This is a genomic window from Tardiphaga sp. 42S5, assembly GCF_034044155.1.
In the GTDB taxonomy this organism is placed as follows: domain Bacteria; phylum Pseudomonadota; class Alphaproteobacteria; order Rhizobiales; family Xanthobacteraceae; genus Tardiphaga; species Tardiphaga robiniae.
Genome location: NZ_CP139027.1, coordinates 6202900 through 6229077, shown reverse-complemented (window position 1 = coordinate 6229077; position 26178 = coordinate 6202900). Strand labels below are relative to the sequence as shown.

Here is a 26178-nt window from a genome sequence, read left to right as displayed (position 1 = left end):
ATGTCGGCATGGCAAGCTTGCGCGCCCGCGCATGGCAATTCGGTCCTCCCACCCTGGAACCTTCATGAGCGCCCTGTTCTCTCCCTTCAAGCTGCGCGACCTCACGCTGCCGAACCGCATCGTCATTGCGCCGATGTGCCAGTATTCCGCCGAAGATGGCCGGGCGACCGATTGGCACATGATCCATCTCGGCAATATGGCCCTGTCGGGCGCCGCCATGCTGGTGATCGAAGCGACCGCCGTGGAAGCCATCGGCCGTATCACACCCGGCGATCTCGGCCTCTATAATGACGCGACCGAAGCCGCGTTAAAACCTGTGCTGGCGGCGATACGCAAACATTCGAACATTGCCGTTGGCATGCAGATCGCCCATGCAGGCCGAAAGGCGTCGAGTCACGCCCCATGGGATGGCGGCCAGCAGGTCCCGCTCGACAAAGGCGGTTGGGTCGCCCACGCCCCGTCCGCCATTCCGCAGAAGTCCGGCGAATTGCCACCGCAGGAGATCGATGCCGCGGGCCTCATGCGCATCCGCGACGCGTTCGTAGCCACGGCGAAACGCGCCGAGCGGCTCGGCATCGATGCGCTGGAGATCCACGCGGCGCACGGCTATCTGCTGCACGAATTCCTGTCGCCGATTTCCAACCAGCGCACCGACAATTATGGCGGCTCCCTGGAGAACCGGATCAGGTTTCCACTCGAAGTATTCGACGCGGTACGCGCCGCGTTTCCCACGCACAAGCCTGTGGGCGTCCGCGTATCGGCCTCGGACTGGGTCGAGGGCGGTTGGGATGTCGAGCAGACCATCGTCTTCGCCAATGAGTTGAAGAAGCGCGGTGTCGACTGGATGGATGTTTCGTCCGGCGGTGTCTCGCCGCAGCAGAAGATCGCGCTCGGGCCAGGTTATCAGGTGCCGTTCGCCGAAGCCGTGAAAGCGGCGACGGGACTGCCGACGATTGCGGTGGGCTTGATCACCGAAGTGCAACAGGCTGAAGACATCGTGGCCTCCGGCAAGGCCGATCTGGTCGCCATCGCACGTGGCATTCTCTACGATCCGCGCTGGCCGTGGCACGCGGCGGCGCAGCTTGGCGGTCAGGTGCAGGCGCCGCCACAATACTGGCGCTCACAGCCATCGACGCAAAAGGCGCTGTTCGGCGATACGACGTTCGGCGGCCGCTGAGCCACTTCAAGGCACCTCACTTTCAACACCCCCACATTGTCCCGCAAGCCCGGTGCGACGTGTGGGTGTTTGTCGTTGCGGCGCGTCCACTCCGCGAATGGCAGCCCTGCGGCAGCATCGTGTTTACATGACAGAATGTCGCACCTACACAGCGCAAAATTCTGCGCCGTAAAATAATCGTGGCATCCGGCGCTGCCCGCCTATCGAGAGGAGCCCCGCCATGGCCCGCCATTTCTTATGGCTTTTGCTGATCCCCTTCGTCGGCCTGCTCTGGGTCCCGTTCTACAATTTTCATGATCCGGTGCTGTTCGGCTTTCCGTTCTTCTACTGGTACCAGCTCGCCTGGGTGCCGATGACCGCCTTTCTGACGTGGCTCGCTTACCGGACCTACCCCAATGAAGACTGAGCTCGATATTCCCGCCGTTGCGGTCTTTCTGTTCTTCTTCGCGCTCGTCACCGTGATGGGCTTCGTCGCCTCGAAGTGGCGCCGTCCGAAAACGCTGGCCAGTCTCGACGAATGGGGCCTTGGTGGCCGCCAGTTCGGCACCTGGATCACCTGGTTTCTGGTCGGCGGCGATTTCTATACCGCCTATACGGTGATTGCCGTGCCGGCACTGGTCTATTCGGTCGGTGCTTATGGCTTCTTCGCGCTGCCTTACACGATCCTGGTCTATCCCATCGTGTTCATGGTGATGCCGAGGCTGTGGCAGGTCGCCAAGGACAACGGCTATGTCACTGCCGCCGACGTCGTGCATGGCCGCTATGGTTCGCGCATGCTGGAAGCAGCAGTCGCCATCACCGGTGTTGTCGCCACCATGCCCTATATCGCGCTGCAGCTGATCGGTATGGCCACGGCTGTGAAGGCGCTTGGCTTCGAAGGCGAATTGCCGCTGATCGCGGCGTTCGTCGTGCTGGCGCTCTACACCTACTCGTCGGGCCTGCGTGCCCCGGCGCTGATCGCCTTCGTCAAGGATATCATGATCTATATCGCCGTCATCGCGGCAGTGTCGGTGATCCCCGGCAAGCTTGGCGGCTATGCCGCAGTGTTCGACGCCGCCGATCAGGCGTTCAAGGCCAAGGGCTCGGGCAGTATCCTGCTGCAGCCCAGCCAGTATGTCGCCTATGCCACGCTGGCACTTGGTTCGGCGCTCGCGGCCTTCATGTATCCGCATACGCTGACCGGTATCTTCGCCAGCAAGAGCGCCACGACCATCCGCAAGAACGCCGTACTGTTGCCGGCCTATACACTGATGCTCGGCCTGCTGGCGCTGCTCGGCTATATGGGCCACGCCGCCAAGTTGAAGCTCGCCAGCAATAATGACGTGGTACCGGCGCTGTTCCAGACGCTGTTTCCGAGCTGGTTCGCAGGCTTCGCTTTTGCGGCGATCGCCATCGGCGCGCTGGTCCCGGCAGCGGTGATGAGCATTGGTGCTGCCAATCTCTTCACCCGCAATTTCTGGAAGGCCTATGTCAATCCGCAGGTCGATACGGCGGGCGAAGCCGCGGTGGCAAAGATCGCGTCGCTGGTGGTGAAGGTCGGCGCGCTGCTGGTGATCATCTATCTGCCGACGCAGTTCGCGCTCGACCTGCAGCTTCTCGGAGGCCTGTGGATCCTGCAGACGCTGCCGGCCTTGATCTTCGGCCTGTTCACCCGCTGGTTCACCGCGCCGGCATTGCTGACCGGATGGGTGGTCGGCCTGTTCGGCGGCACATATCTGGCCTGGACGGACGGCCTCAAGCCGCTGCATATGCTGTCGATCGGCAGCTTCCAGGCGACGGTCTATGTCGGTCTGATTGCCCTCGTCGCGAATATCGTGGTGGCAATGCTGGTCAATCTCGTGGTGCCGAAGCCGGTGGCAACGGCCGAGGCGGCGAGCACGTAAGGGCCCCCCGTAAAGCCCGCGCGCGCATTGTTTCCGGTGCGCGCTGGCTTTATTGTCCGCGCGAATGCCCGCCATCCCTGTGCGGGACCGCCGGATGGAGCTTGCCTGAGTGACTGAATCGATGCGCATCGGCACGCGCAAAAGCACCATGGCGCTGGCCCAGACCGAAGAGATCGCGCGCCGGCTTGCGGTTGTCGCGCCGGAACTGGCCGTCGAGATCGTGAAATTCGAGCCGGTCGGCGACCGTGACCAGACCAGCAATCTCCTGAAGCATGGCGGCAAGGGCGGCGCTTTCGTCGGCGAAATTCGCGCGGCCGTGCTCAAGGGTACGCTGCATGCGGCGATGCATTCGCTGAAGGACATGCCCGGCAATGAAGACACGCCGGGTCTCGTGATCGGCGCCACGCTGGTGCGCGATCCGCCGACCGATGCACTGGTGCTGCGCGAAGGCGTTAGCCTCGACGATCTCAAGCGCACGCATGGCAAAGGCTTCAAGATCGGCACCAATGCCGTACGCCGTGCCGCCTATATCCGCCGCCTGTTTCCCGAGATTGAGGTGATCCATTTCCGCGGGGCTGCCGATACGCGCGTGCGCAAACTCGACAATGGCGAGATGCAGCGGCTGCCTGATGGCGACGAGATCGGCCCCGCCGACGCGCTGATCATGGCGCGTTCAGGCCTCGAGCGTGTTGGATTGGCGAGCCGCATCGCACGTGATTTCACGCCGCAGGAAATGTTGCCGGCCGTGGGGCAGGGCATCGTCGCAGTCGAATGCGCGGCGCATGATTGGGCCTCGCGGCGTCATCTGTCACTGATCGACGACCCTGCGGCGCATCTGTCCTGCGATGCCGAGCGCGAGGTGCTTTGGGTGCTGAACGGCCACTGCAATTCGCCGATCGCCGGCTATTCGGTGATCTCAGGGCACGAGATGTCGCTGACCGCATCGGTGCTGGATGAAGCCGGCGGGCAGTTCATTGAGGTGACGCGCATAGGGCCGGCGGATCGTCCGCGCGAGCTGGGGCGGGCTGTCGGGCTGGAGCTGCTCGACAAGGGCGCCGGCGCGCTGATCGAGGCCAATCGGCCGGAGCACTAGACCATTCGATACGACACTTTGCCCTCTCCACGTCATGCCCGGGCTTGACCCGGGCATCCATGTTTTGATGTCCGACAGTGAAGTTGGATGGCCGGGTCAGGCCCGGCCATGACGGAGTGTGTGGCAACTACCCCTCCGCCATCCCCACCGACCACAGTGCAAACGCATAGACGATCGCGATCTCATCCAGCCGGTTGAATCGTCCGGACGCGCCGCCGTGACCGGCGCCCATATTCGTCCGCAGCAGCACCGGGCCTCCACCCGTCATCGTCGCGCGCAGCCGTGCGATCCATTTCGCCGGCTCCCAATAGGTGACGCGGGGATCGGTGAGGCCACCCATCGCCAGAATCTTCGGATAGGCTTTCGCCGCGACCTGGTCATAGGGCGAGTAGGACAGGATCGTCTTGAAATCCGCTTCGCTCTCGATCGGATTGCCCCATTCGGGCCATTCCGGCGGCGTCAACGGCAGGGTGTCGTCGAGCATGGTGTTGAGCACATCGACGAATGGCACTTCGGCAACGATGCCGGAGAATAGCTCGCCGGAGCGATTGGCGACGGCGCCCATCAGCATGCCGCCGGCGCTGCCGCCATGGCCAACGATGTTTTTCTCGGATGTATATTTCGCTGAGATCAGCGCACGCGCAGCGGCCGCGAAATCATCGAATGAGTTCGTCTTCTTGTCGCGCTTGCCGTCGAGATACCAGCCCCAGCCCTTGTCGGCGCCGCCGCGGATATGCGCGATGGCATAGACGAAGCCGCGATCGACCAGCGACAGCCGGTTGGCGGAGAACGACGCCGGCATCGCCATGCCGTAGGAACCATAGCCATAGAGCAGCAGCGGAGCCTTGCCGTCCCGTGCCAGGTCCTTGCGATGTAGGATCGACACCGGGACTTCGACGCCGTCATGGGCTTTGGCCATGATGCGCGTGGTGACGTAGTCAGCGGGGTTGTGGCCGCACGGGATCTCCTGACGCTTCCGCAAGGTGCGTTCGCGCGTCGCCATGTCGTAGTCATAGACTTCCGACGGCGTCGTCATCGACGAATAGGCAAACCTCAGCGTGGTCGTATCGAATTCGTAGCCGCCTATCGTATCGAGTGAATAGGCGGCTTCGTCGAAGGCGATGGCGTGTTCTTCCTTGGTGGTGAGATCGCGGATCACGATCGACGGCAGTGCGTTGGCACGCTCCAGACGGACCAGGTGATTGGCCGTGAGATCCATGTCGAGGACATAGATGCCTTCGCGGTAGGGAATCAGGTCCGTCCAGTTGGCGCGCGCGGGCGAAGCCAGCGGCGCGGTGACGATCTTGAAGTCGATGGCGCCGTCGGCATTGGTCAGGATGAACAGCTCGTCGCCGCGATCGGCCAGCGAATACTGCACGCCATCTTCGCGCTTCGCCACGAGGCGCGGCGGCGCGTCGGGCGTGTTGAGATCAATCAATTGCTGCTCGGACGTTTCATGATCGCCGCCGGCGATGACGCAGAAGCGGCCGCTGGCGCTTTCATGGATGTGGGTGAACCAGCCGGAATCCTGCTCCTCGAAGATCAGCCTGTCGTCGGCCTGTTTGGTGCCGAGCTTGTGCAGCCAGACCTGCATCGGGCGATGGTTATCGTCGAGCTTCACATAGAAGAAGGACTTGCAGTCGAGCGTCCACACCACGCCGCCATCGGTCTCCTCGACCACGTCGTCGAGATCGCTGCCAGTGGCCCAGTCACGCACGCGGATGGTGAAATATTCCGAGCCCTTGACGTCGGCGCTCCAGGCTTCCAGCGCATGATCCGGCGAATGGCGGGCGCCGCCGAACTTGAAATATTTGTGGTCGGCGGCAAGCCTGTCGCCATCGAGAATGATGGTGGCCTCGCCGCCATCCCGCGGCATGCGGCCGAATAATTCATGCTGGCCGCCCTCGCGGAATTTCCGCAAATAAGCATAAGGGCCATCCGGCGACGGGACGCTGGAATCGTCTTCCTTGATGCGGCCGCGCATTTCCGCAACCAACTTGGTCTGCAGCGCCGCCGTGCCGCCGAGCAGGCTCTCCGTATAGGCGTTCTCGGCCTCCAGATAGGTGCGGATCTCCGGCTCCAGCACGCTGGGGTCGCGCAGCACCTCCTGCCATTTGGCATCCTTCAGCCAGGCATAGTCATCGGTCACGGTGATGCCGTGGGTCGTGAAGGAATGCGGATGACGCGGCGCAACCGGCGCGGGCATGGAGGATGTCTGCTTTGTCATGAACGCTCTTTTCGCGGAAGCCTGATCGGATATGATCGCGGAACACGCACGCATCGGCGCCTGCCCCGCATATTGGATATTCCATGGATATAGAGATTATCGACCGCCTTGCCATCCGCGATCTCATTGAAAACTGGGTGGTCTGGCGCGACGCCGGCGACTGGGATCGCTTCCGCACCGTCTGGTTCGACGATGGCCGCATGGTGGCCACCTGGACCCAGGGCACGGCCGACGAGTTCATCGCCATGAGCAAGGCTGGCTGGGCCAAGGGCGTCTCGATCATGCATTTCCTCGGCGCGCAGTCGATCGACCTCGCAGGCACCCGCGCAATTTCGCAGACCAAGATGACCATCGCCCAGCGCGCGCTGGTGCACGGCGTCAATGTCGACGTGATGCTGACCGGGCGGTTCTACGATTTTCTCGAAAAACGCGACGGCAAATGGGGCATGGTGCTGCGTCAGCCGATCTACGAGAAGGATCGCATGGATCCGGTGGTGCCGGGCGCGCCGCTGAAGCTCGATGCGGATCTGCTCGCGAGCTTCCCCGAGGGCTATCGCCATCTCGCTTATTTGCAGAGCCAGATCGGTTATCAGATCAAGCCGGATATGCCGGGGCTGCGCGGCGACGCGGTGGAGGCGCTTTATGCCAGTGGGAAGAAGTGGCTGAACGGCGAAAAGCTGGATCGGTAGCCGCCTTACCCTCAGCCGTCATTGCGAGGAGCCTCTTGGCGACGAAGCAATCCAGTCTTTCCTTGTCGCTCTCTGGATTGCTTCGTCGCTTCGCTCCTCGCAATGACGTGGATAGTTGATAAAGAACAAAAAAGACTGGGAGAAACAACATGCCCGACTTCATCACCCTCGATGCACTGGTCCGTAACACCGCCGCATCCAAGCCGACCAAGATCGCCGTGATCGATGCTGATCGCCAGATCGACTACGCCGCATTCGACGCACTGATCGATCGTATCGCTGCATCATTGCAGGCCAGTGGCCTCAAGCCGCGCGACGCGATCTCCATCTGTGCGCTGTCGTCGATCGAATATGCAGCGGTGTTTCTTGGTGCGTTGCGCGTCGGTGTGGCGGTGGCGCCGCTGGCGCCGTCATCGACACCCACGGATTTCGCTGCGATGGTGAAGGATGCGGCCGCAAAAATCCTGTTCATGGACGACGCGACGGCCGCCTCTTTCGCGGAGGCTACGATCGATCCCTCCATCCAGCGCGTCGCGCTCGACGGCGGCAAGGCCGGCAAGCCGTTTGTGCAATGGCTAGCGCCGGAAGGTGCGACGCCAGCGCCGGTGACGATTGATCCGGAATGGGTCTTCAATATCATCTATTCCTCGGGCACGACCGGTACGCCGAAGGGCATCATCCACACCTATTGGATGCGCTGGCGGCAATATGGCCAGCTCGATCCGCTCGGCTACGGGCCGGATGCGGTCACCGTGCTGTCGACGCCGCTCTATTCCAACACCACGCTGGTCTGTTTCAATCCGACACTCGCCGGTGGCGGCACCTTGGTGCTGATGAAGAAGTTTGATGCGCGCGGCTTCCTTGAACTCAGCGCCAGACATCGGGCGACCCATGCGATGCTGGTGCCGGTGCAGTATCGCCGCATTATGGCGGTGCCGGATTTCGACAGTTTCGATCTGAAGTCCTTCGTGATGAAATTCTCGACCTCGGCGCCATTCGGCGGCGCGCTGAAGGCCGACGTGTTGAAACGCTGGCCTGGCGGGCTGACCGAATATTACGGGATGACCGAAGGCGGCGGCACCTGCGTGCTGCTGGCGCATGAACATCCGACCAAGTTGCACACCGTCGGCCAGCCAGCGCCAGATCATGAGATCCGCCTGATTGACGAGGACGGCAATTTCGTTGCCCAAGGCGAAATTGGCGAAGTGGTCGGGCATTCGCCCGTCATCATGCAGGGCTATCTCAACCAGCCCGGCAAGACCGCCGAGACGTTCTGGCACGACGCTTCCGGAAAGCGCTATGTCCGCACCGGCGATGTCGGGCGTTTTGACGAAGACGGCTTTCTGCAGCTGATGGACCGCAAGAAGGACATGATTATTTCCGGCGGTTTCAACATCTATCCGAGCGATCTCGAAGCCGTGCTGACGAAACACGACGACGTGCTCGAAGCCGCCGTTGTGGCCATGCCGTCGGAAGAGTGGGGTGAGACACCGGTCGCCTTCGTGGTGATGAAGGCGGGTGCCTCGGTCGATGCGCCGGGACTGAAGGCTTGGACGAATGAGCGTGTCGGCAAGTTCCAGCGACTCAACGATGTCGTGCTGGTCGATGTGTTGCCGCGCAGCGCCATCGGCAAGGTGCTGAAGCGCGAGTTGCGAGACCGCAAGCTGGCGGCGGATTTGTCGGTTTAGAGCACTGGCCTATCAGGTGTCGTCCCCGCGGAGGCGGGGACCCATAACCACGGTCAGTATGGTTCAAGCGGCAGAGTTATAGCCACAGCGTCTTTTCTAACTCTTCGGCGTGTATGGGTCCCCGCCTCCGCGGGGACGACGGCTGAGTTTGGGATCGCCGCCTCAATAATGCGGCGGAGGTTCATTCCGCGGCGCACCGCTGTTGCTTTCGGCCTCCTGCAGCCGCTCGCCGAGCGTGGCAACCTGCCGCGTCAGCATGTCGATCTGTTTCCACTGGGCGGTGATCGTCGTATTCAGCGTCTCGATCGTGTCGTCCTGATAGGCGACGCGAGTTTCGAGTGCGTCGATACGTTCGCGTAAGCCTGTCAGGTCTTTTGCGGCCTCACTCATCGGATGCGCTCTCCCGCAGCATCGCAAAATCTTCCGAATTGATCGGCAAGTCAGGCTTGATCGACTGGCTTTCGACGAGGCCATGACCGAGCGCGACGCGCTGGTCGAACACGAAGCATTCGCCGCGCCAGCGGCTCTCGGCCTCGGGGATCTGCTCGAGATATTTCAGGATGCCGCCCTTGAGATGATAGACGTCGGCGAAGCCGCGCGACAACAGATACGAACTCGCCTTCTCGCAGCGAATGCCGCCGGTGCAGAACATCGCGATCTTCGTGTGCTTCTCGGGATCGAGCGTACGCGCCACGTAATCCTTGAACTGGCCGAAGCTTGCGATCTCCGGATCGACCGCGCCCTCGAACGTGCCCATCGCCACCTCGAATGCATTGCGCGTATCGAGCACCAGCGTGGTCTCATCGGCGATCAGATCGTTCCAGTCCGCGACGTCCACATAGGTGCCGACGGTCTTGGTCGGATCGGTCTGGGGATCGCCGAGGGTGACGATCTCCTTCTTCAGCCGCACCTTCATGTGCAGGAACGGCATCAGGCTGGCGCGGGAGAATTTCAACTCGAGATGGTTCAGCCGATCGCTGAACATCACCCCTGTCTGCAGTTCCGCCATCAGCGTATTGATGGCAGCGTCGGTGCCAGCCACGGTGCCGTTGATGCCTTCCTCGGCGAGCAGGATCGAGCCTTTGATGCCGAGATTGGCGCAATAGGCGCGCAGCGGCTCGCGCAATTGCCGAAAATCCGGCAGCGCGGCGAATTGATAGAGGGCGGCGACCTTGAACATAGCGGGGGTTTACCAGCCGGACCGGCGAGGGGGAAGTCCGGGAACTGGCCGAAATATCGTTGCCATCAGGGCTTTGGGCCGGCTGCTCCCCGCGCAGGTATCGACCTATGTCATTCCCGGGCGGGTTGGCGTAACGAGCAGACAGCAAAAAGCCGGCCCCTCTTGGGACCGGCTTCTTTTGCAGCGTCACCTGCGACCGACGGAGGAGTCAAAACTCCGCCGGTTGGAATTGGTTAAAGTTTGCGGTTCGCGAAATCCGACGCTTTGTCGGCGGCGTCTTTGGCAGCCTGCTTGGCATCGCCGACGGCCTTCTGCGCGTGGCCCTTGCCTTCCTGGATCAGGCCTTCGCCCTGCAGGCGGTCAGAGCCGGTCGCTTCACCGATGCCCTGCTTGGCCTTGCCGATGGCTTCGTTTGCGGTTCCCTTGATCTTGTCTGCGGTGGCACCCATGGGATACTCCTGTCATGTAGCAGACGCAGTTCCGAGACCATTCTCGATACGCGCTGCTTGAGCTTCGCAGGGACAATTGCCAGCTCAATTGAATGTTCCTCACTCCCGGGGGCGTGATGCCGCATGCGGTGGCAGCATTTCTTCGGAACCCAAGAAGGCATTGAAATGTCCGGTCACGGCCACGATCACACTCATCCGCACGATCACGCGCATGATCATTCTCACGACCATGATCCAGATCGCTGGAAGCACGACGGCATTCGCGTCATTCCCGCCGACAATCTCGATACCAACGTGCCATCGACCAAAGGCATGGACCGTGCGGCGGCTATCAATTTCGCGCGCGTCGGCGCGCAGAAACTTTGGGCCGGCACCGTGTCGATCCAGCCGGATGCCAAGACCGGTGCGCATCATCACGGCCATCTCGAAAGCGTCATCTATGTGGTAAAGGGCAAGGCTCGGATGCGCTGGGGCGATCGCCTGCAGTTTACCGCGGAGGCCGGTCCTGGCGATTTCATCTTCGTTCCGCCTTACGTGCCGCATCAGGAAATCAATGCGAGTGCCGACGAAGTGCTGGAATGCGTGCTGGTGCGCAGCGACGGCGAGGCGGTCGCTATCAATATCGATATCGAGCCGGTGGAGAAGCCAGAGACGGTGTTGTGGGTCGATCCTACGCATCCCGATGGGGCGGTGAAGAAGTAAACATCAAGCTGAGGCCCTCGCCCGAGATTGGACGAGGGCCCTTTGCTATTTGATCTCGGGCAATCCCGGCGAGAACGCCAGCGCACTCTCGATCCACTTCGCTACGCGCAGCGTGCGCAGATCGTTCAGATAGGGGCCGACCACCTGCAGGCCGAGCGGCAGATGGTTCTTGCCGAACCCGGCCGGCAGCGACAGCGCGGGCACGCCGATCAGGGTCCATGGCGCGCAATATTCGGCATCGCCGGTATAGCTCAGCCCTTCCGGTGTTTCGCCATAGGCCGGCAGCGTCAGCACCGCATCGTAATTCGTCATCTGCGCGGTGAAGTCCGCGCGCAGCTTCGTCTGCAACGCCTTGGCCTTGAGATAGGCTGCCGCGCTGATGGCGCTGCCGGTTTCCACCAGTTTCTTCAGGTGATCGCTGGTCTTGTCAGGATAGCGTGCGACGAGATCGCCAAAGATTACCGCCCCTTCGGCGGCCAGAATGATGTTGATCGCGTCCCAGTTGCTGCGATCCAGTTCGGGCAGTTCAAGTTCCTCGATCGACGCGCCGGCGCTGCGCAGTCGCGCGACAGAGGCCTCGAACACCTGTTGCTGTTCGCTCTCGGCCTTGGCGAATTTGGCAAAGCGCACCACTGCGAGACGTGGTGACGGCAGCGGCGGTACACCGCGCTCGACGGAGATTTCGAAACCCGGCACCGGCGCGCCATGCGGATCGCTGTCGCTGGTGCCTGCGATCAATGAAAGCGCATAGGCGACGTCATCGACCTTGCGCGCGAAGAAGCCGATGTGGTCGAGCGACTGGCTGAGGTGGTGCGCGCCGCTGCGGGGGATAGCGCCGAAGCTCGGCTTGAAGCCGACGACGCCGTTGAAGGCAGCGGGACGGATGATGGAGCCCAGCGTCTGCGTGCCCAGCGCCAGGGGCACGATGCCGGCAGCGACGGAGGCTGCCGAGCCGGAGGACGAGCCGCCCGGTGTGTGCTTGCTGTTCCATGGATTGGTGGTCGGGCCGGGATGGCGCCAGGCGAATTCGGTGGAGACGGTCTTTCCGAAGATGGTGGCGCCGAGATTGCGCAACCGTTCGACCACCCATGCATCGGCCGATGGCACGTGATCGGCATAGACGGCCGAGCCATTGGTGGTCGGCATGTCGGTGGTGGCGATGATATCCTTGACGGCGACGGGGATGCCGGAGAGCGGCCCTGGCTTGCGCACAGTGTCGGTGGGGAGGACCTCAAAGGCCTTCAGTATGGGCTCGGCAGCCTTGGCCTGTGCGAGCCGCTCCGATGCGTAGTGATCTGCCGCAGATGTATTGCCCTTGAACAGTCGCAGCAGGTCCAGAACCCCCGCGCCAGATGTTGCAGTGCGCGCGGTTGCATTCGTCATGTCGTGTCGTCCTGAACGTTTCTTCTGGGATCGAGAGAGGCGCGCAACCGCGAGGCTGCGCGCCTTCGATATTACTTCATCGCCAATGCGGGCTCGATATATTTCTTCACGACAAACTTGTCATAGTCAGGCTGGGCCGCGAGATTGCCGAGCGCGATCTGGGTGTCCATGGAGATCTTCAGCGAGGGTGCAGAAATATCGACGCTGTCCGGATAGACGCCGTCGGCCAGCATACGCTTGACGGCGGATTCAATCACGGCCGGATCCAGCGTTGGAAATTCCTTCTGCGCAATGGCTACGGTCTTGGCAGGATCCTTCTTCATGAAGCGCATCGCCATTTCCATGCCGTTGGTCACACGTTGCGCCAGATCCGGATTGACGTCATTGCGCGCCGTCACCGACGAAAATGCATAGGCGCCATAGCTCTTCGGGAAGCCGTAGACCACCTTCATGCCCTTGGCGACGACCTGATCGAGGCCGGGTTCATACATCACGGCGACGTCAGCCTGCTTGGCGAGGAACGGACCCGGTTCGCTGCCGATCGCGACGGGGATCATCTCCACATCGGTCTTGCCGTCCATGCCATTCTCTTTCAGGAGCTTCAGGAACAGCGAGGTGCTGGTGGTCGGCATGGTGCCAACGACCACCTTCTGGCCCTTCAGGCTCTTGACGTCGGTGAACTTGAAATCCGGCGCGGTGGCGATCCACACCGCGGCGCCGTTGACCACATTGGCGATGATGCCAACCGGTGCGCCCTTGGAAGCGGCGATGGCTGTCCATTCCGGGCCATGGATCGAGAACTGTGCGCTGCCGGAGATCACCGCCGAGAGTGCGACTGTGGGCGAGCCTGCGGTTTCCTTGGTGAGGTCGAGGCCCTGCGCGGTGAAGAAGCCCTCATTAATGGCGACATAGAGCGGCAGGTACAGCATCGACTGGAAGGCCTGCGACAACACCACCTTCTTGTTCTGCGCCATCGCTGGCGTGGCGAGCAGGACTCCAGCCAGCGCGACCGCGCCGGTGATACGCTTCAACAACGACATGGAACGTCTCCGTTATGGTGGAAAGAGAGGGGATTAAACCTGGACCTGATGCGAGGTGGACGCCTGCTTCCACGGCAGCGAGGTGCGCTCGATGATGTCGATGACGTAATAGAGCACGAAGCCGAGGATCATCAGCGTGAACAGCCCGACCCAGACTGAGTTGAGGTCGTACAGGCTGGAGGCGAGGAAGATCATGTGGCCGAGGCCGCGCTGCGACGAGATGAACTCGCCGACAACGGCGCCGACCAGGCCGAAACCGATATTGATGCGGAAGGTGGCGATGATCGACGGCAGTGTGGATGGCACCACGGCCTTCCAGAACACCTGATGCTTGTCGGCGCCCATGGAGATCATCAGCGACTGCAGATCGACGTCGGCATCCTTGGCCGCCTGATAGGCTGCGATCAGCGCCACAAGCGCGGTGAGCGAGACGGCGAGTGCGACCTTCGATATCAAGCCGGTGCCGAACCACAGCACCACGATGGGCGCGAGCGCGATCTTCGGCACGGAATTGATGGCAACGATGAAGGGCTCGACCAGCTTCGCGACGAACACCGAATACCACAGCGCCAGACCGAACAGCGATCCGAAGATGGTGCCGATGATGAAGCCCAAAATGGCCTCGAACAGCGTGTACCAGGAATCCGACAGCAGTTCGCCGCTCAGGACCAGCTTGTAGAACGTGGCGAAGATGCCAGATGGCGACCCCATCAAAAATGCCGAGATATAGCCGGCATGGACGCCGAGCTCCCATAGCGCAAAGAACACTGCGACGGCGAGCAATTGCAGCACGGCGCGGCCGAGCGTGGTGTCGAAGGTCGATCGCTTCTTGCGGGACTTGCGCGGTGCGGTCTTCTTGCGCGCGGATGCGCCGGACATCACGAGGCTCATGACGTTGTCTCCGTCTGGATATCGAGTTCGGCGCAAAGCGTCTTGAAATAAGTCGAGAATTTCACGTCGTTGCGCGCGGTGATGGGTGAGGTTGCCTCGATGTCGATCTCATGCACGACCTTCACCCGTGCCGGGCGGCCGGACAGCACGACGACGCGCTTCGACAGCGCGACCGCCTCGTCGATGTCATGGGTCACGAGGATGACCGTCTTGTTGAATTTCTGGACTGCATCCTTCAGCACGCCTTCGAGATACAGCCGCGTCTGATAATCCAGCGCCGAGAATGGCTCGTCGAGCAGCAGGATGTCGGGATCCATGATCAGCGTACGGATCAGCGCCACGCGCTGGCGCATTCCACCGGACAGGGTCTTGGGATAGGCATTCTCGAAGCCGGCGAGGCCGAACTGCTTGAGATATTCGCGCGCTTTCTCCTCGGCCTCCTTCTGGTCGACGCCGCGAGTCTCCAGCCCGAGCAGCACATTGCCCATCACCGTGCGCCACGGAAACAGCAGGTCTTTCTGCATCATGTAGCCGACGCGGCCGCGCAGGCTTTCGATTTCCTTGCCGCGATAGGTGATAGTGCCGCCATCGGGCTCCAGCAGGCCGGCGATGATGTTGAAGATGGTCGTCTTGCCGCAGCCGCTGGGGCCAATAATGCTGACGAAATCGCGTTCGTTGATGGTGAAAGAGAGATCGTCGAGCACATTGACGTCGCCGCCCTTGCCGGCAAACGACTTGCTGATGTTCTGGACGGTGAGTTGAACTTGTTTCGGCGGCATGATGCGGTTTCCTGGGTACCGCACATACGCAAGCTGCGTGCCATCTTGGGCACGAAAAAGCCTCAAGCAATCGCGCAGGTTTTCTGCTGAGTGCTTGAGGCTTGAAGTGTTTTGCCCCGGCTTTGGGCAGGCTGGATTTATTCTCGGCGATAAATTGAGCAGGTGTGGCGAAGTGTATTTTTGGCGAACACTTTAGGCGACCTCGCGCTCCGTTCTCTCGTTCGTCATGGCCGGGCTTGTCCCGGCCATCCACGTCTTGCTCGCCTCGGCTAAGACGTGGATACGCGGGACAAGCCGGCGCATAACAGCTGATAGGTCCGAGATCAGCCAGTCACCGCCATCACTGCTTCCTTGATCTTCGCCAGCGCGTAATTGCCGACCATGGCGGCGTCCACATGCGGCAGGTTCGGGATCTCGTCGGCAGCGACCACGCAATCGACGATGGCGGGTCCGTCACAGGCCAGCGCGTCGGCGATAGCCTTCTTCAGATCGCCCGGCTGCTTGGCCGTAAAGCCCTGCGCGCCGCAGGCACGCGCCAGTGCGGCGAAATCGGGATTGGGGAATTCGATGGCTTCGCGGAAGGGCGCCAGGCCGATGCTTTCGGCTTCCAGCGTGATCAGGCCGAGGGCGGAATTGTTATAGACGATGACCTTGATAGGCAGCTTGTGCTGCACAGCCGTCATGAATTCGCCCATCAGCATGTTGAAGCCGCCGTCGCCGGTGAGCACGATCACCTGCTTGCTGCGATCGAGGATCTGCACGCCGTTGCCCTGGCCGACGGACGTGCCGACCGCGGCATTGTTGAACGAGCCGATGATGCGCTGGGTGCCGTTTTGGCGGATCCAGTTGGCCGACCATAGCGTGTTCAGACCGGTGTCGAACACGAAGATTGCATCGGGCCGTGCCAGATCGCTGGCGATGCGCGCGACGGCCTGCGGGTGGATCTTGTTCTTGCTGCGGGCCGGGTCGGCCTGCTTGTCGAGCATCTCATCCCACTTCTTGCGGGCGTGATTGGTCGTCTCGAAGAACTGGCCGTCGGTCTTGGTCTGCACCCTGTCCAGCAGCATCTTCAACGCGGGGCGTGCCGAACCGATGACGCCGAGGCTCGTCGGCGTGCGCCTGCCGAGCGCTTCGGCGCGCACATCGATCTGGATGACATTGCCCTTGCGCGGCAGGAAGTTGGAATAGGGATAGTCGGTGCCGACCATGACGAGCAGGTCGCAATCATGTACGGCATTGTAGACGGCCTTGGTGCCGATCATGCCGAGACCGCCCATCCAGCTTGGATCGTCGAACGCCATGATCTCCTTGCCGCGCACCGAATGCACTAGTGGCGCCTTCAGCTTGTCGCTGAGCGCGCGCAGGAGTTCGGCGGTGCCGATGGCACCGTGGCCGCACATGATGACGACGCTGCCGGCTTCGTCGATGCGGCGGGTGGCTTCCTGTATGGCGGCATCATTCGGCAGGATCTCGCCGCGTGGCACCAGCGTGGCAAGGCTCGCTGTAGCCCCTTCGGCTTTCGAAGACAGCACGTCGACAGGCAGCGTCAGATGCGCGACGCCGGGCCCTGCATAGGCGGTGGAGATGGCCTGATGGATCACGCCGGGCGCCTGCGCGGCGGTGGTGATGGTCTGGGTGTAGAGTGCGACGTCGCGAAACAGCAGGTCCGGCTCGGTGGTCTGGAAAAAGTCGACGCCTTTTGCTGCTCGCGCCATTTCGCCAGAAAGCGCCAGCACCGGGGCATGATCGCGCGCCGCTTCATAGAGACCGGCGACGAGATGCGTGCTGCCGGGCCCGGTGGAGCCGGCGCAAACGCCGAGCTTGCCGGTGAGCTTGGCCTGGCCTGCGGCGGCCAGCGCCGCGCCTTCCTCATGCCGTACCCCGACCCACTCGATCTTGCTGCGCCGGACCGAGTCCGCCAGCGGATTAAGCGAGTCGGCGATCAGGCCGAAAATCTGCTGTACGCCAATCGTCTCAAGAACATGGACAATCTCATCCGCGACAGTTTTCGACATGGGAGCTCCGATTTCTAGAATTGGCTCTCCGCCGGGAGGCGGGCTGATGCAGCTATGCGGTCGGTCCAGTTGTGATTGGAACCGAATGGTCGCACAGCAGCAATAGCTGAACCGCGAAACGGTTTCATGATGGTCAATCAAGTTTGCGCAATGCTTGAAGAAATGCGCGATGTGTTGAACGTTTGTTACATGTATCGGAAGATCGGATCGCCATAGTCGATGGCCGGAAATACGTTCTTGTCGCTCCAGTAGTCCTGGTTGTGCTGCCACTCCTGCTTGTCGCCGCGCTTCGGCAACAGGTGCATGCCGCGCATGATGTAGCCCGGGTTGAAGTCCTCTGGATCGATCCAGGGCAGTAGCGGCATGTCGCTGTCCTCCGGCCGCAGCATCGGCGTCACTGTGGTCGTGCCGGTCTCTTCCATGTGCTTCAGGAGCCCGCAGACGAAGTCGGCGACGAGATCGACGCGCAATGTCCAGCTGGCACGGAGATAGCCGAAGATCCACACCATGTTCGGCACGCCGGTGAACATCATACCGCGATAGGTCACAGTGTCGAAGAAATTCAGCGGTGCGTCATCGATGGAGAAGGCGATATCGCCGAGCATGTTGAGATTGAAGCCGGTGGCGGTGACGACGACGTCGGCGTCGATCGTCTTGCCTGATTTCAGCGTGATGCCGTGTTCGGTGAAGGTCTCGATCTCATCGGTGACGACGGTCGCCTTGCCGGCCTTGATGCTCTGGAACAGGTCGCCATCCGGAATGAAGGCGATACGCTGCCGCCACGGCCGGTAGCGCGGCGTGAAATGTGTGGCGATGTCGTAGTCCTTGCCGAGATAGGCCTGTACGCCCTTCAGCAGTTCCTCCTTCACGACGTCGGGTTCGCTATTGGTCCGCTTGGTGAAGGCCTGCTGATCGAACAGGATCTTGCGGCGGACGATCTCGTGGACCCATTCTTCGTCGACATTCAGCTCGCGCAGCGTCTCCGCCAGCGCGTTGGCATTACGGCCGGTGATGAAGAAGGTCGGCGAGCGCTGCAGCATGGTGACTTCAGCGCATTTGTCCGCAATGGCCGGCACCAGCGTCGCGGCAGTCGCGCCGGATCCGATCACGATGACTTTCTTGCCGGTGACGTCGAGATCCTCCGGCCAGGTCTGCGGATGCACCGTGCGGCCCTTGAACCGGTCCATGCCCGACCACTGCGGCGTGTACCCTTGACTGTGGTTGTAATAGCCCTGGCACATCCAGAGAAAACGCGTGGTGAAGTTCAGCGTCTCGCCGGTGTCGTGACGAGTGACCGTCAGCGTCCAGAGCTTGTCGTCATTCGACCAGTTGGCGGAGAGGATCTTGTGCTTGTAGCGGATATGCGCGCCGAGGCCGTTCTCGGCGATTACATCGCCCATATAGCGCAGGATTTCTGCAGCGGTGGCGATGGGGGCCGAAGTCCAGGGCTTGAAGCGATAGCCGAAGGTGTGCAGGTCGCTGTCGGAGCGGATGCCGGGATAGCGATGGGTGTGCCATGTCCCGCCGAAGCTCTCCTGCGTTTCCAGAATCAGAAAACGCGTATCCGGGTTCTGCTTCGTGAGATGATAGGCGGCGCCGATGCCGGAGATGCCGGCGCCGACGACGATGACATCGATATCTTCGGCTGAGTTTTCGACGGATGGATCTGTGGCGATCTTTCCCTGGACGTTCATGGGCTCCCGATCTTTTTGGCTCTCGCGCTTGCTGCGCGGATGCTTTTTATGCGGCGATCCCCGGCTGAAGGCCGGGGATCGCCGCGATCGGTATCATTGACGATCACAGGAAATGCGCAAGTGGGAATTGCGCTGGAGAGGTGTCAGCTTTCTGCTGCAGGGGCCGCCGCGGGTGACTGCGCGCGTCTCGAGAATAGTATGCGCTGATACAGCCAGCCGATGGCCACCAGCACGAGGCCGAGGCACATGAAGGACAGTGCACGATAGACGCCCGTCAGCGATGACATGTCGACGAGGAACGCCTTCAGCACCGTCAGCGCGATCACGATGGCCGAGGCGAGACGTGCGCGCTGTGATGAGAAGATCACGCCAAGGCCGAGCAGTACGACGCCGAAGCCAAGCCACGCAATCGACAGAGTGTATTGTTCGGCATCGGTAGTCGTCGCGTTGGAGAAGATCGGGCCATGATAGATGCGGCGGATTTCCAGCGTTACATAGGCCAGCGCCAGCACGAGCGCGCCGCCCGCGATGGTGTTGCCATAGGCCGGTTTCCTGCGGCCGGCTACGGCGTAGGAGAGCAGCAGGGCAAGCACGGCGGGGAGGGCGTAACCGAGCAGCAACAGGTTGAAGACAATGCCGCCGACGTCGATGCGCCAGATCGCAGGGTTGGTGAGGAATAGCAACCCGCCGAGACTTGCGACGCCGGCGAACAGCGTCAGCAGCCCGGCACTGACGCTGTGCACGATGCTGCGGCTCCGCTCCCACAGGCGCTCTAGCCCGATCGCCATGGCCAGTGCGACGCAGACCTGCAGCGCGACTTCGGTGAGGTCCGACGACGATCGGTAGACGTCGCCGCCATTCACGAAGTGTCGGATTTCCATGAAGGCGAGCAGCACGGTGAACAGGATCGCCGCGGATTCCACCATGCGCAGCGGCGCGTCATCGCCGCGGCGCCGCATCAGGATGCTGGCGGCCCAGAACGATGCAGCGGGCACGCCGTAGCCCCACAGCAGCCAGTTGAAGATCGGCGTGGTGCCGACGAGATCGCCGACCACGCGGGGCTCCCAGCCCATCCGGGCGACGACAATGCCGGCAAGGATGGCCGCGAGCCAGCGCAGGAACGGGATCGGCCGCTGCATGGAGATCCAGGCTGTGCCCAGCGCCATCAGCGACAGTGCGATGGTGAGCCAGCCTTTCTCCAGTGCAAAGGTCAGCCCCAGCGCCAGCGCACCGAGCGTACCGGTGGCGAACAGCGCCGTGGAGATCGCGAGGCCCGGACGTGGCTCGCGCTTGCCGAGCAGTTCGGTGGCGGCCGCGAAGGCTGCGCCGATGATCACGGCGAGAATGGCGAAGGGGATCGAGCGATCGAGATGCGCGATGCGGGCATAGAGCGCGATCAGCAGCGCCAGCGGCGTGAATACCGCGGCGCCCGACCAGATCACCGGAATAACGGCGCTAACGGATCGGCCCTGTGCGAGGAAGCCGAGCACGCCGAAGCCGAGGGCGAAAACCGCCGCGGAGGCGAGATGCAACGACACCGAGCTTTCCACCGGGCTGGCGCCGATGCCCGCCAGTGGCCCGCCGGGCAGCACCAGCATGTCGAGATTGCCCTGGATGGCCCATTCCAGGAAGACCACGGCGACGAAGCCTGCGGCCACGGCAACCGCCGCGGTGGCGGCTTGAGCGTACCAGGCGACGAACAGCGTGCCGGCGACGACGAGCGCGAATGTCACCATGGCCATGTCGGCATGAAAACTGGAAAGTACGACCAGCGTCGCGCTGAGCAAGCTCGCACTGAGTGCGCCCGATGAGATGCCTTCGATGCGGCCTTCTTCGGCCGGCGGACCATACAGGAAGCCGCAGACGACCAGCAGTGAGGCCAATATGAAGCCGGCCAGGACATGGAACGCATGGGGCGCGAGTGCCGGTGTGCCGGCGTCGAGGCCCGGCAGGGTCCACAGCGTCGCGAAGACGATGGTGGTCAGCGCCAACCAGCGCCACAGCCGGATACGCGCGAGGCTGAAGGCAGCCGCCATGACGATGGCGAGATAAATATACAGCGCCCAGTAATCCGGCTTGCCGGACGACACCAAAACCGGCGTGACGAAGGCGGCGGCAATGCCGAGGCCCGCGAGCGCCGGGCCGTGCAGCAATGCCGCGGCCATGGTGCACATGGCGACGATGCCGAGCAGGGCGAAGGCCGTGCCGGGGACGAGGAAGTTATACAGCGCATAGGCCGCATAGACTGTGGCGAAGGCGACGGCAGTGCCGGCGGCCGTGAGGATCGCCGGAATATTGGCGATGGGCAGCGGTGCGATTGCCGAGAGGTTTTCCTTGCGGCGGGCGAATTCGCCGACGGCGAGCAATGCCAGGGCGAACAGGCCGCCGAGCAGCACGCGCACTTCGGGGCCGAGCAAGCCGGCCTCGATGGAATAGCGCACCATGAAGAAGCCGCCGAGCGCCAGCGTGAGGCCGCCGACCCAGACCACCCAGCGCGTGCCGATGCGTTCCTCGAAGCCGGGGCCAGCCGCAGGGGCTTCCACAGGCGCAGCGGGTCCGGGCGTAGTATGAGCAGGGACATCCGGCTGGATCGAGGGGGCAGCTTCGCGGGTCACCTCGGTTGGAGTCTCGGATACGGCAGGGGCGGATGCAATGTCCGGTGCGGTCGCTGTGAGGTCCGGCCTTGCGACGGCGGCCGGCGTTGCCGCCACGCGCGGCAGCGCCTCATAGGCGTCGACCCGGGCGCGCAGCACCTTCACTTCATTGCGCGCCTTGCGCGCGAAGATGAAGGCAACGATAGCAATCACCAGCGTGACGAAACCGAAATCATCGAACATCGACTATCAAACCCTCAGAGAGCAGGACGCACGCCAATCATGCCCCGGAACGACGTCCGGGGACATGGCAACTCTATGTGTTGTCGTGGAGAACTTTAGTTCACGCGATCCGTGTATTTGGCGTGCAATTGCTGGAATTAATCCAGATCTAGGCGAAACGGCTTGCCGATCACGGTCAGATTGCCGGGGCCCATCTCGTCGAGCGCGCGGACCATACGGCCGCCGCGGCCCAGCGCCTTGTCGGCGAGAGTCACGAGCAGGCGGTTGGGGGAGGCGATCGGCGAGGCGGCGCGGATTCGCAGCGCGATGTCGCGCTCGTCGCGGTCCGGATTGAGCATGCAGGCGGCGGCAAAGGCGCTGGCGGTGGAACGCGAGATGCCGGCATAGCAATGGATCACCAGCGGCGAGGCGCGATCCCAGCCGCGGACGAAGTCTAGCACCTGCGTGATGTGGCCTTCGTTGGGCGCGACAAAGCCGTCCATCACCTCGGTGATGTCGTCGACCTGCACCCTGAGATGATTGGCCTCGCTGATCGACGGCGGCCGCTGCACCTGCGCGACATTGGCCATGATGGTGAGCACGTGGCTCGCGGCCGTGTCCTTCACGGTGGGATGCAGATCGGCGAGCGAGCAGACGTGGATCATCGGGGAACCTTTTGTTGAGCGTCGTTATAACGCTCCGTTCTCTCCACGTCATGCCCGGGCATGACGGAGTTTAAATTACGCCAGCAGCGCCTCAAACCTTGCCAGAAACCGCTTCTCAGCCTTCCCCGCCGACCACGGCGTCAGGTAATCTTCCACCATAGCTTCCGAGAGGCCGGGATCCTTGCCGAACAGACGCTTTGCCTCGGCCTCCTTGAATCCCGCAAGCCGGGTCGCTTCCAGATAGGCGGCACCCATATCGGCGGCCTTGATCTGTTTGGTGATCTCCGGTGTCAGCGCCGGCGGCAGGCCGAAGCGGATGTGGATGGCGCCGAGCAGGCGAGTCTCGATCACCTTGTAATCGCCGCCGATCACCGCCTTGAACGGCGAGATCATGTCGCCGATGACATATTCCGGCGCGTCATGCAGCAGGGCCGCGAGCCGCACGCGCTCGTCGGCGCGCGGCATCTGCTCGTGCAACACGGCTTCCACGAGAAGCGTGTGCTGTGCCACCGAGAAAATATGCGCGCCGTGGGTCTGCCCGTTCCAGCGCGCGACGCGCGCGAGCCCGTGGGCAATATCGGCAATTTCGATATCCAGCGGCGAGGGATCGAGCAGATCAAGCCGCCGGCCCGACAGCATGCGTTGCCAAGCGCGGGTGGCGACGTCGCGGGAAAATCTTTGGTCGAATTTCGATTTGGCCATCGGTTCTTGGTCTTGAGTTTCTTGTTGCTACTTCGCCTTGAGGCGCGGCTTGCGCTTCAGGCCCATGCAGGCCTCGTGGCAAAAGCAGGTCACGAGATGATCGTTGACCATGCCTGTGGCCTCCATGAAGGCATAGACGATGGTCGGGCCGACGAATTTGAAGCCGCGCCCCTGGAGGTCTTTCGAGATCTTGACCGATAGCGGTGTCGAGGCAGGCACGTTGCCATGGGTCTTGAAATTGTTGACCAGCGGCTTGCCGTCGACGAAGTCCCACAGATATTTCGAGAAGCCGGCGCCTTCTTCCATGATTTTCAGATAGCCTTTGGCGCTGAGGATCGCGCCTTCTATCTTGGCGCGGTTGCGCACGATGCCGGCATCATTCATCAGCGCGTGAACTTTTTTCTCGCTGTAGCGCGCGATTTTTTCCGGCTGAAAGTCATCGAATGCTTTGCGGAAATTGTCGCGCTTGCGCAGGATGGTGATCCAGGAGAGGCCGGCCTGGAAGCCATCGAGGATCAGCTTCTCGTAGAGCGCGCGGTCGTCGTATTCCGGGACGCCCCATTCTGTGTCGTGATAGGCGACATAGAATGGATCTTCACCCGGCCATGGGCAGCGCGTCTTGCCGTCGGCATGCGTGATCGCGGGTTTGCTCATGCCGAGATCTTTTTCATGCGGGGGTCTTCTTCGTGGCCAGCGCGCGCACGGCAGCAGCGTCGGCGAGATGAATGGCGATGTCGCCGGCCAGGAAAGCGGCATCGGCATCGAGCGCATCACTGGCGCGGTCGGTGCGGATCATGGCGAGGCCACGGCCATCGGCAGACGAACCCATGGTGCCGATCGGCTTGTCCGCAGCGCGGATTTCGGTGCCGGCGGCCGGCGCCGCGCCATCCAGCGTGACGCCGACGATGCGCGTGCGCGCGGTGCCCCGATGCTGCATGCGGGAGACGACCTCCTGGCCGATGTAACAGCCCTTGTCGAAATCGACGCCGGAGAGCTTGTCCATATTGGCTTCGTGCGGGAACGCATCGCCATAGGCGAAATCAGCTCCGCCGCGTGGCACGCCGAGCCTGATGCGATGCGCCTCATAGGCGGATGCATCGACCAGTTCGGCCCTGACCAGCGCCGCCGTCTTTGCGGCGAGATCCGCCGGCACGAGGATGCGATAGCCCAGCGCAATGTTGCGCGGATCGGCGAAGGTCAGGTCCGGCTTCATGCCGGGCTCGCCATCCCAGACCGCAAGCACGCCGAGCGCGTCGGAGAGATTTTCCACGGTCACCTTGGCGCGCAGCTTGTAGAAGCCGAGCTTGGTGGCCAGCGGTTGTGCCAGTTCGCGCGGGCAGTCGATCAGGAGCCCACCGCCATGGCCGGCCGGTGCTTCGGTGATGAGGAAGTCGGCGATGATCTTGCCCTGCGGCGTCAGCAGCGCGCCGAACCGGGCGATGCCAGGCGCCACCACCTCGATCTCGGAAGTCACGAGGTTGTTGAGGAAACCGCGGGCGTCGTCGCCGGCGATTTTCACCACACCCCGATCGGGGAGAAACGCTGCTTTCATTGGGAAAATCTCGAAAAATCCAATAAACGAGCCAGGAAACGAGGGTGAATCACGGCTGGCGGATATGACAGCTAAAGTTAAGCCGCTAAGATGCCGACAACAAGGCCCGCGCTCATCCTGCGCGGCATTCACAGGCTGTGACGAGACCAGATGACCCAGACATTCGATACGATTTTGAAGAACGGCACCGTCGTCAATCAGGACGGCGAGGGTGTGCGCGATATCGGCATTCGCAATGGCCGAATCGCGGCCATCGGATCGCTCGGTGCGGCCTCGGCCGCTGAAGCGATCGACTGCAAGGGGCTGCACATCCTGCCGGGCGTGATCGACACCCAGGTGCATTTCCGCGAGCCGGGCCTCGAACAGAAGGAAGACCTGGAGACCGGATCACGCAGCGCCGTGATGGGCGGCGTCACCGGCGTGTTCGAAATGCCGAATACCAATCCGCTGACCATCGACGAAGCCACTTTCACCGACAAGGTGAAGCGCGGTCATCATCGCATGCATTGCGACTATGCCTTCTTCATCGGCGGGACCCGCGAGAACGTGCAGGATCTGCCGGAGCTGGAACGTGCGCCCGGCTGCGCCGGCGTGAAAGTATTCATCGGCTCATCCACCGGCGCGCTGCTGGTCGAGGATGACGACAGCCTCCGCCGCATCTTCCAGGTCATCAAGCGCCGCGCCGCCTTCCACGCCGAAGACGAATATCGCCTCAACGAGCGCAAGAACCTGCGTATCGAAGGCGACACCCGTTCGCACCCGGTGTGGCGCGACGAGACTGCGGCGCTGATGGCGACGCAGCGGCTGGTCAACCTTGCGCGCGAGACCGGCAAGCGCATCCATGTTCTGCATATCTCGACGAAAGAAGAGATCGAATATTTGCGCGACCACAAGGACGTCGCGTCCTGCGAGGCGACGCCGCATCATCTGACCATGGCGGCGCCAGAATGCTACGAACGCCTCGGCACGCTGGCGCAGATGAACCCGCCGGTGCGCGATGCCAGCCATCGCGACGGCATTTGGAATGGCATCAGTCAGGGCATCATCGATGTGCTCGGCTCCGACCACGCGCCGCACACGCTCGAGGAAAAGAAGAAAATCTATCCGGCGTCGCCCTCGGGAATGACCGGCGTGCAGACGCTGGTGCCGATCATGCTGGATCACGTCAATGCCGGCCGCCTGTCGCTGGCACGCTTCGTCGATCTGTCGAGTGCAGGTCCCGCGCGGCTCTACAACATCGCCATGAAGGGCCGCATCGCGGCGGGCTATGACGCCGACTTCACCATCGTGGATCTCAAGCGCACCGAGACCATCACCAATGACTGGGTAGCCTCGAAGGCCGGCTGGACGCCCTATGACGGTGTGAAAGTCACCGGCTGGCCCGTCGGCACCTTCGTGCGCGGCCGCCGCGTGATGTGGCAGGGCGAACTGATCACGCCGTCGCAGGGCGAGACGGTGAAATTCCTGGAAACGCTGAAGGCTTGAACTCTTCACCCTCCCCTGGTGGGGGAGGTCGATGCGAGCGAAGCTCGCAGCGGGGTGGGGTGAAATCA

At 62.4% G+C, this 26178-nt stretch carries 23 protein-coding genes; 8 read left to right on the top strand and 15 right to left on the bottom strand.

What is annotated here, in order from left to right; translation table 11 throughout:
• Nucleotides 1–64 precede the first annotated feature (64 nt).
• From SFY93_RS29075 to hemC, 4 genes are all read left to right on the top strand, one after another.
• Nucleotides 65–1177 carry an NADH:flavin oxidoreductase/NADH oxidase gene (locus tag SFY93_RS29075; RefSeq protein WP_320445538.1) on the top strand — a complete coding sequence of 371 codons (1113 nt, stop codon included), beginning with the start codon at nt 65–67 and terminating at the stop codon, nt 1175–1177.
• 220 nt (nt 1178–1397) lie between these two features.
• Nucleotides 1398–1583: a DUF3311 domain-containing protein gene (locus SFY93_RS29070; RefSeq protein WP_092145849.1), complete on the top strand. Its 186-nt coding sequence runs from the start codon at nt 1398–1400 to the stop codon at nt 1581–1583.
• Nucleotides 1573–3060, top strand: coding sequence for a monocarboxylate uptake permease MctP (mctP, locus tag SFY93_RS29065; protein ID WP_320445537.1), 1488 nt, complete (start codon nt 1573–1575; stop codon nt 3058–3060). The genes SFY93_RS29070 and mctP overlap by 11 nt, the downstream gene beginning before the upstream one ends.
• Before the next feature lie 109 nt (nt 3061–3169).
• Nucleotides 3170–4153, top strand: coding sequence for a hydroxymethylbilane synthase (gene hemC / locus SFY93_RS29060; protein ID WP_199711965.1), 984 nt, complete (start codon nt 3170–3172; stop codon nt 4151–4153).
• 127 nt (nt 4154–4280) lie between these two features.
• Here hemC and SFY93_RS29055 read toward each other — a convergent pair whose 3' ends face one another.
• A complete protein-coding gene (locus SFY93_RS29055) occupies nt 4281–6380 on the bottom strand; it encodes a S9 family peptidase (protein WP_320445536.1) in 2100 nt (699 codons plus the stop codon).
• A gap of 83 nt (nt 6381–6463) precedes the next feature.
• Here SFY93_RS29055 and SFY93_RS29050 point away from each other — a divergent pair, with 83 nt between their 5' ends.
• Nucleotides 6464–7069: a nuclear transport factor 2 family protein gene (locus SFY93_RS29050; RefSeq protein ID WP_175367789.1), complete on the top strand. Its 606-nt coding sequence runs from the start codon at nt 6464–6466 to the stop codon at nt 7067–7069.
• 149 nt (nt 7070–7218) lie between these two features.
• Nucleotides 7219–8757, top strand: a complete 1539-nt coding sequence (locus tag SFY93_RS29045) for a class I adenylate-forming enzyme family protein (protein ID WP_320445535.1) — start codon at nt 7219–7221, stop codon at nt 8755–8757.
• A 162-nt stretch (nt 8758–8919) separates the two neighbouring features.
• Here SFY93_RS29045 and SFY93_RS29040 read toward each other — a convergent pair whose 3' ends face one another.
• The 3 genes from SFY93_RS29040 to SFY93_RS29030 all read right to left on the bottom strand — a co-directional run bounded on the left by SFY93_RS29040 (nt 8920) and on the right by SFY93_RS29030 (nt 10386).
• Nucleotides 8920–9147 carry a SlyX family protein gene (locus SFY93_RS29040; protein ID WP_320445534.1) on the bottom strand — a complete coding sequence of 76 codons (228 nt, stop codon included), beginning with the start codon at nt 9145–9147 and terminating at the stop codon, nt 8920–8922.
• Nucleotides 9140–9937 carry an oxygen-dependent tRNA uridine(34) hydroxylase TrhO gene (locus SFY93_RS29035; protein ID WP_320445533.1) on the bottom strand — a complete coding sequence of 266 codons (798 nt, stop codon included), beginning with the start codon at nt 9935–9937 and terminating at the stop codon, nt 9140–9142. The genes SFY93_RS29040 and SFY93_RS29035 overlap by 8 nt, the downstream gene beginning before the upstream one ends.
• 233 nt (nt 9938–10170) lie before the next feature.
• Complete coding sequence (locus SFY93_RS29030; protein WP_089265843.1) at nt 10171–10386, bottom strand: CsbD family protein; 216 nt, start codon at nt 10384–10386, stop codon at nt 10171–10173.
• 165 nt (nt 10387–10551) lie between these two features.
• On the opposite strand from SFY93_RS29030, the gene SFY93_RS29025 reads away from it, so the two are divergent.
• Entirely contained in the window at nt 10552–11088 is a 537-nt protein-coding gene (locus SFY93_RS29025) for a cupin domain-containing protein (RefSeq protein ID WP_089266238.1), read from the top strand.
• A 45-nt stretch (nt 11089–11133) separates the two neighbouring features.
• On the opposite strand, the gene SFY93_RS29020 is transcribed toward SFY93_RS29025, so the two are convergent.
• The 11 genes from SFY93_RS29020 to SFY93_RS28970 all read right to left on the bottom strand — a co-directional run bounded on the left by SFY93_RS29020 (nt 11134) and on the right by SFY93_RS28970 (nt 24625).
• A complete protein-coding gene (locus SFY93_RS29020; RefSeq protein ID WP_320445532.1) occupies nt 11134–12471 on the bottom strand; it encodes an amidase in 1338 nt (445 codons plus the stop codon).
• A gap of 71 nt (nt 12472–12542) precedes the next feature.
• Nucleotides 12543–13511 carry an ABC transporter substrate-binding protein gene (locus tag SFY93_RS29015; protein ID WP_120287165.1) on the bottom strand — a complete coding sequence of 323 codons (969 nt, stop codon included), beginning with the start codon at nt 13509–13511 and terminating at the stop codon, nt 12543–12545.
• A 33-nt stretch (nt 13512–13544) separates the two neighbouring features.
• Nucleotides 13545–14402, bottom strand: a complete 858-nt coding sequence (locus SFY93_RS29010; RefSeq protein ID WP_320445531.1) for an ABC transporter permease — start codon at nt 14400–14402, stop codon at nt 13545–13547.
• A complete protein-coding gene (locus SFY93_RS29005; protein ID WP_089265846.1) occupies nt 14399–15181 on the bottom strand; it encodes an ABC transporter ATP-binding protein in 783 nt (260 codons plus the stop codon). The genes SFY93_RS29010 and SFY93_RS29005 overlap by 4 nt, the downstream gene beginning before the upstream one ends.
• 323 nt (nt 15182–15504) lie before the next feature.
• Nucleotides 15505–17196, bottom strand: coding sequence for a thiamine pyrophosphate-dependent enzyme (locus tag SFY93_RS29000; protein ID WP_320445530.1), 1692 nt, complete (start codon nt 17194–17196; stop codon nt 15505–15507).
• 185 nt (nt 17197–17381) lie between these two features.
• A complete protein-coding gene (locus SFY93_RS28995) occupies nt 17382–18890 on the bottom strand; it encodes a flavin-containing monooxygenase (protein ID WP_320445529.1) in 1509 nt (502 codons plus the stop codon).
• A 143-nt stretch (nt 18891–19033) separates the two neighbouring features.
• Nucleotides 19034–21727: a DUF2339 domain-containing protein gene (locus SFY93_RS28990; protein WP_320445528.1), complete on the bottom strand. Its 2694-nt coding sequence runs from the start codon at nt 21725–21727 to the stop codon at nt 19034–19036.
• Between the two features lie 137 nt (nt 21728–21864).
• On the bottom strand, nt 21865–22371 hold the full coding sequence (locus SFY93_RS28985; RefSeq protein ID WP_231079197.1) for a tyrosine phosphatase family protein: 507 nt from the start codon (nt 22369–22371) through the stop codon (nt 21865–21867).
• A 75-nt stretch (nt 22372–22446) separates the two neighbouring features.
• On the bottom strand, nt 22447–23073 hold the full coding sequence (locus SFY93_RS28980) for a YfbR-like 5'-deoxynucleotidase (protein WP_320445527.1): 627 nt from the start codon (nt 23071–23073) through the stop codon (nt 22447–22449).
• A gap of 27 nt (nt 23074–23100) precedes the next feature.
• Nucleotides 23101–23727, bottom strand: coding sequence for a DNA-3-methyladenine glycosylase I (locus SFY93_RS28975; RefSeq protein WP_320445526.1), 627 nt, complete (start codon nt 23725–23727; stop codon nt 23101–23103).
• A gap of 13 nt (nt 23728–23740) precedes the next feature.
• Entirely contained in the window at nt 23741–24625 is an 885-nt protein-coding gene (locus SFY93_RS28970) for a CAF17-like 4Fe-4S cluster assembly/insertion protein YgfZ (protein ID WP_320445525.1), read from the bottom strand.
• Between the two features lie 150 nt (nt 24626–24775).
• Here SFY93_RS28970 and SFY93_RS28965 point away from each other — a divergent pair, with 150 nt between their 5' ends.
• The gene (locus SFY93_RS28965) at nt 24776–26110 is read left to right on the top strand and encodes a dihydroorotase (RefSeq protein ID WP_320445524.1); all 1335 of its coding nucleotides are present in this window, start codon (nt 24776–24778) and stop codon (nt 26108–26110) included.
• Nucleotides 26111–26178 lie beyond the last annotated feature (68 nt).